The 4,782-nt window shown below is 43.3% G+C and carries 1 protein-coding gene; it reads right to left on the bottom strand.

The window, feature by feature from the left end; all coding sequences use genetic code 11:
* Positions 1–1,195: 1,195 nt before the first annotated feature.
* Positions 1,196–4,039 (bottom strand): CHAT domain-containing protein, encoded by a 2,844-nt coding sequence (locus TOL9009_RS0122090; RefSeq protein ID WP_029634687.1) that lies wholly within the window; start codon positions 4,037–4,039, stop codon positions 1,196–1,198.
* Positions 4,040–4,782: the final 743 nt, after the last annotated feature.

Here is a 4,782-nt window from a genome sequence, read left to right as displayed (position 1 = left end):
CAAAGCTACGCTTTGTCTCCCCTCCCCGCCTGCGGGGAGGGGTTGGGGAGCCACTGCATTGCGCGGGTTAAGAGCGTTGTAGCAAGTGGCGTGGTGGGGTGCAATGACTGTGGGAATCATAGCTAATTATCCGGACTTGATATAAAACCCCAGTCCCGCAAGGAAATGAATTTCCACATCTTATAGCTAAAGTCATCTAAAGATGACTAAATAATGTCAAAAATATGACAGTAAACTTCAGTTTACTTTAACTATTAGCCCTGAAATTTATTTCAGGGCGGGTGAAAAAGCCTACAGATAAGCGATGAGATTGCTTCTGTCACGAGGGAGATCGCTTTCGTCACGAGGGAGATCGCTTTCGTCACGAGGGAGATCGCTTTTGTCGCGAGGGAGATCGCTTTTGTCGCGAGGAAGACCGCTTTCGTCGCGAGGGAGATCGCTTTTGTCGCGAGGGAGACCGCTTTTGTCGCGAGGGAGATCGCTTTTGTCGCGAGGGAGACCGCTTTCGTCGCGAGGGAGACCGCTTCAGTTTTCTCTGTTCTCCGTTTACCTATTCCCGCAGGGAGGCTCACACTGAACCCGATACGGTCAGTGTCGGGAGGAAAGGGGGAAAACAATAAAAATCCTGTTCCCTCCCCTTTATAAGGCTACGGTGTACACACAAGTCTTTTAGAGTTGCGCCACAGGCTTTTGATCCCCCCAACCCCCCTTAAAAAGCAGGGCTGTTTCATTCGACAAGGTATGTATTTTGTCAAGACCATTGGCGATAAATATTTGGGCTTTAGTCATGAATTGTTGACCAAATTGAAGCCTAATATTGAATGCCTTGCTTATTTTTCATCTCCTGAACCCTTGATCTTTAAAGGCTTTTAGGGAATGAAACAGCCCTGCCCTTAAAAAGGGGGGCAAAAAGCTCTCAAAGTCCCCCTTTTTAAGGGGGATTTAGGGGGATCAATACACATTTTGCACCCACCAAAAAGATGTGTGTACACCGTAGCTTTATAAGGGGAGGGTTAGGGTGGGGTCAATATGGTTCGGTTAAGGCAAGAGACGCGATAAATCGCCGTCTCTACAAAGGACTTTTTATTGTAAAGACGGCGATTTATCGCGTCTTTGTGATCTATAATTTTCATCAAAAAATCTTATCCGAACCGTATTGAGGGTGGGGTAATTCACTATCAACTACAAACAACCTTTAACGCGCATCACCAATTAAGATAAATGGCGACCAATAAAAAGGATGACGATGGTCTGCAATTAACTTCAACTTAGCTTGTCTCAAAGCTTCACCTTTACTCATCCCCTGGTTAAGTTTCTGATAAAAATCAACCATCAATTGCCGAGTTTTTTCATCATCAACTGCCCACAAACTAGCCATCACAGCTTTAGCACCAGCACGTTCAAATATATAAGCAACACCTGCAATTCCTTGACCTTTAGCATTAATATCTACAGCAGTTTGACAAGCGCTTAAAGTAAGTAATTCTGTGCCTTGTAATCCTAAAAGTGCAGCATCAGCTATGTTAAATTGTGTGTCTGCAAACAGCAATGTGTTATTTTTTAAATTCAATGTTTTACAATCTGCATTTTGAAAACAGCCATGAGTAGCTAAGTGCAGAAAGGGAAAGCGTAAGGCTTGAGATTTGAACCTTGCGAGGGTGGCTTCATCGCGTATATAAGCTTTACTTCCTGGTAGTAATTGCTCAATTTTTTGGACTTCCGTTTCTGCTCCTGGTAACTGTTGCGGTTTGCGGGGTACGGGATTACCAAATGCTAAGACTGCTTTTTTTGCTTGGGTGGAAATACCTGGCTTTTCGACATCTAAAGAACGAGTGGAGATGCGACTGAGATAATTGATGGAGTATTTTTCGATTAAATATTGTTTAGTTTTACTGTCTTTGAGGGTTTCAAAAGGTAGATAGCGCAGTTTACCAGTGGCGATAATACTCACTTGTTTATCTGACAACTTGATGGCATTTTCTACAGGACGAATGAGAATATCGTATAGTTTGCCGCTAGTTTCAACGTAGTCAGCATCACTGTCATCCTGTATTTGCTTTAGATATTGGGTGAGTAATTTATCAAATTCACTAGATTTAATTGGGTTTTTAATAATATTTAGCTTATCTTTAGTTAAAACAAAAATAGCAAGGGTATCGGGTATATTGTTCACATTCGTCAACAAAACAGGTTGAATTACTACCGTACCTGCGGGAATTGAGGATTTAAGTTTATTAATGTCTGCGGGTGTAGTTTCAAACAGTTCTGCAACTTCAGGAAACTTGCGGGATATATCTTCTGCTTGCTGATAGACTTGCGCTTCTAATTGGCGAATTTTTTGGGCTAAAGCTTCCGAATCATCGGTTTGTAGTTGTTGCCTTAGTGATTCTAGTTGTTGATTTTGTTGATTCCATTGATTAATAGCTTGCTGTGCTTCGGAGTTTGCAACTTTGGCATTAATTAAGCGATTATAGTCAGCTAGCTCAAATGTGGTGAATAAATTAACCCATTCAAAGGCTTGAGCATCTTTCTTTTGCTCAATTAGGACATTAACTAACGCAGTAGCACTCCAATCTTTTTGCTGTAAAAACTTTTGGCGATTTTGCTGCTGCAAACCCCGACGCATTTCTAAAATGATTTGGAGAGATTTTTCTAAATCTTTAATGGCTTCAGTGGGTCGATTGGTATTTTGAAATAATATACCTCTATTAGCCAAAGTGATTGCTTCACCAGAGCGATCGCCCACTGCACGCCATAGGGGCAGAGAAGAGTTGTAAAATTCGAGTGCTTTTTGCTTTTGTCCTAAATCGTCGTAGACTCGACCAATGTTATTGAGTGTAGTCGCTTCACCAGTGCGATCGCCCACTGCACGAAATAGGGGCAGAGAAGAGTTGTAGAATGACAGTGCTTGCTGCTTTTGTCCTAAAGCGTCGTAGACTGAACCGATGTTATTGAGTGTCGCTGCTTCACCTGAGCGATCGCCCACTGCACGTCTTAGGGGCAGAGAAGAGTTGTAAAATTCGAGTGCTTTTTGCTTTTGTCCTAAATCGTCGTAGACTCGACCAATGTTATTGAGTGTAGTCGCTTCACCTGAGCGATCGCCCACTGCACGAAATAGGGGCAGAGAAGAGTTGTAGTATGACAGTGCTTTTCGCTTTTGTCCTAAAGCGTCGTAGACTGAACCGATGTTATTGAGTGTCGCTGCTTCACCTGAGCGATCGCCCACTGCACGTCTTAGGGGCAGAGAAGAGTTGTAGTATGACAGTGCTTGCTGCTTTTGTCCTAATGCGTCGTAAACTGAACCTATGTTATTGAGTGTACGAGCTTCACCTGAGCGATCGCCCACTGCACGCCATAGGGGCAGAGAAGAGTTGTAGAATTCGAGTGCTTTTTGCTTTTGTCCTAAATCGTGGTAGACTCCACCGATGTTATTGAGTGTCGCTGCTTCACCTGAGCGATCGCCCACTGCACGTCTTAGGGGCAGAGAAGAGTTGTAAAATTCGAGTGCTTTTTGCTTTTGTCCTAATGCGGAGTAGACTAGACCGATGTTATTGAGTGTAGTCGCTTCACCAGTGCGATCGCCCACTGCACGAAATAGGGTCAGAGAAAAGTTGTAAAATTCGAGTGCTTTTTCCTTTTGTCCTAAATCGTCGTAGACTCGACCAATGTTATTGAGTGTAGTCGCTTCACCAGTGCGATCGCTCACTGCACGAGATAGGGGCAGAGAAGAGTTGTAGTATGACAGTGCTTGCTGATTTTGTCCTAAAGCTGAGTAGCAAAAGCCAAGTTCATGGAGTACAAGTGCCTCAAGTTTTTGGTCTTTAAGTTCTCGTGCCATGACCAAAACTTGCTGCAATATGGATATTGCTTGTTTATATTCCTGTTGCCGTGCCTTTTGTTTTGCCTGTTCTAGCAGTTTTTCGGCTGCTTGCGCTTGCGGGTTTTGAGTCTGTCCCCAACTGGGTTGAGCAATTAGCATTACTGTTAAAGGCGTTAGATAAATACCCAAAGCTAAAAGATTGGTCAGAATTTTTTTCATAGAATATTACACATATAAGCAGGGAGGCAGGGAGCAGGCTTCGCCGTGGGCGTCAGCCGAACGGGAGCAGGGGAGATCGGGAAGATGAGGGGGATGAGTTTTGTAGCGTGTGTATTCGGCGAGAGTACGGCACTAAAAAGCAAAAGTCCATAACGCACCCTACCTAATTCTTGTAGAGACGCGATTTATCGCGTCTACAAGAGATCAATAAGGTTTTGCCTGAATTGCGATGGTTCGTTGTTGGGGATTGAACTGGATTTCATCTACCACATATTGCAGACGCGATTAATCGCGTCTCTACAAGAGATCAATAAGGTTTTGCCTGAATTGCGATGGTTCGTTGTTGGGGATTGAACTGGATTTCATCTACCACATATTGCAGACGCGATTAATCGCGTCTCTACAAGAGATTAATAAGGTTTTGCCTGAATTCCGATTGTGCGTTGTTGGGGATTGAACTGGATTTCATCTACCACATATTGCAGACGCGATTAATCGCGTCTCTACAAGAGACATCTCCGAAAAATACTAATACCTTTCTATGACTGGCTTTCAACGGGCGATCGCCAATTGCAAATATCAGCCACTCTCAACGCTAAAATCAGGGTTTGAGACAGTTTATGTCGATAATAAGGCAAAAGTAAGTACCTATGTGCGCTAATCATAAGCAGGAAAAATAGCAGTATTTTATATTCAAAATACTAAGGTTCCTATTCGGAATCTTACAAGTCCACATATCGTCA

This window comes from [Scytonema hofmanni] UTEX 2349, from assembly GCF_000582685.1.
GTDB lineage: Bacteria > Cyanobacteriota > Cyanobacteriia > Cyanobacteriales > Nostocaceae > Hassallia > Hassallia hofmanni.
This window is presented reverse-complemented; position numbering and strand designations above follow the sequence as displayed.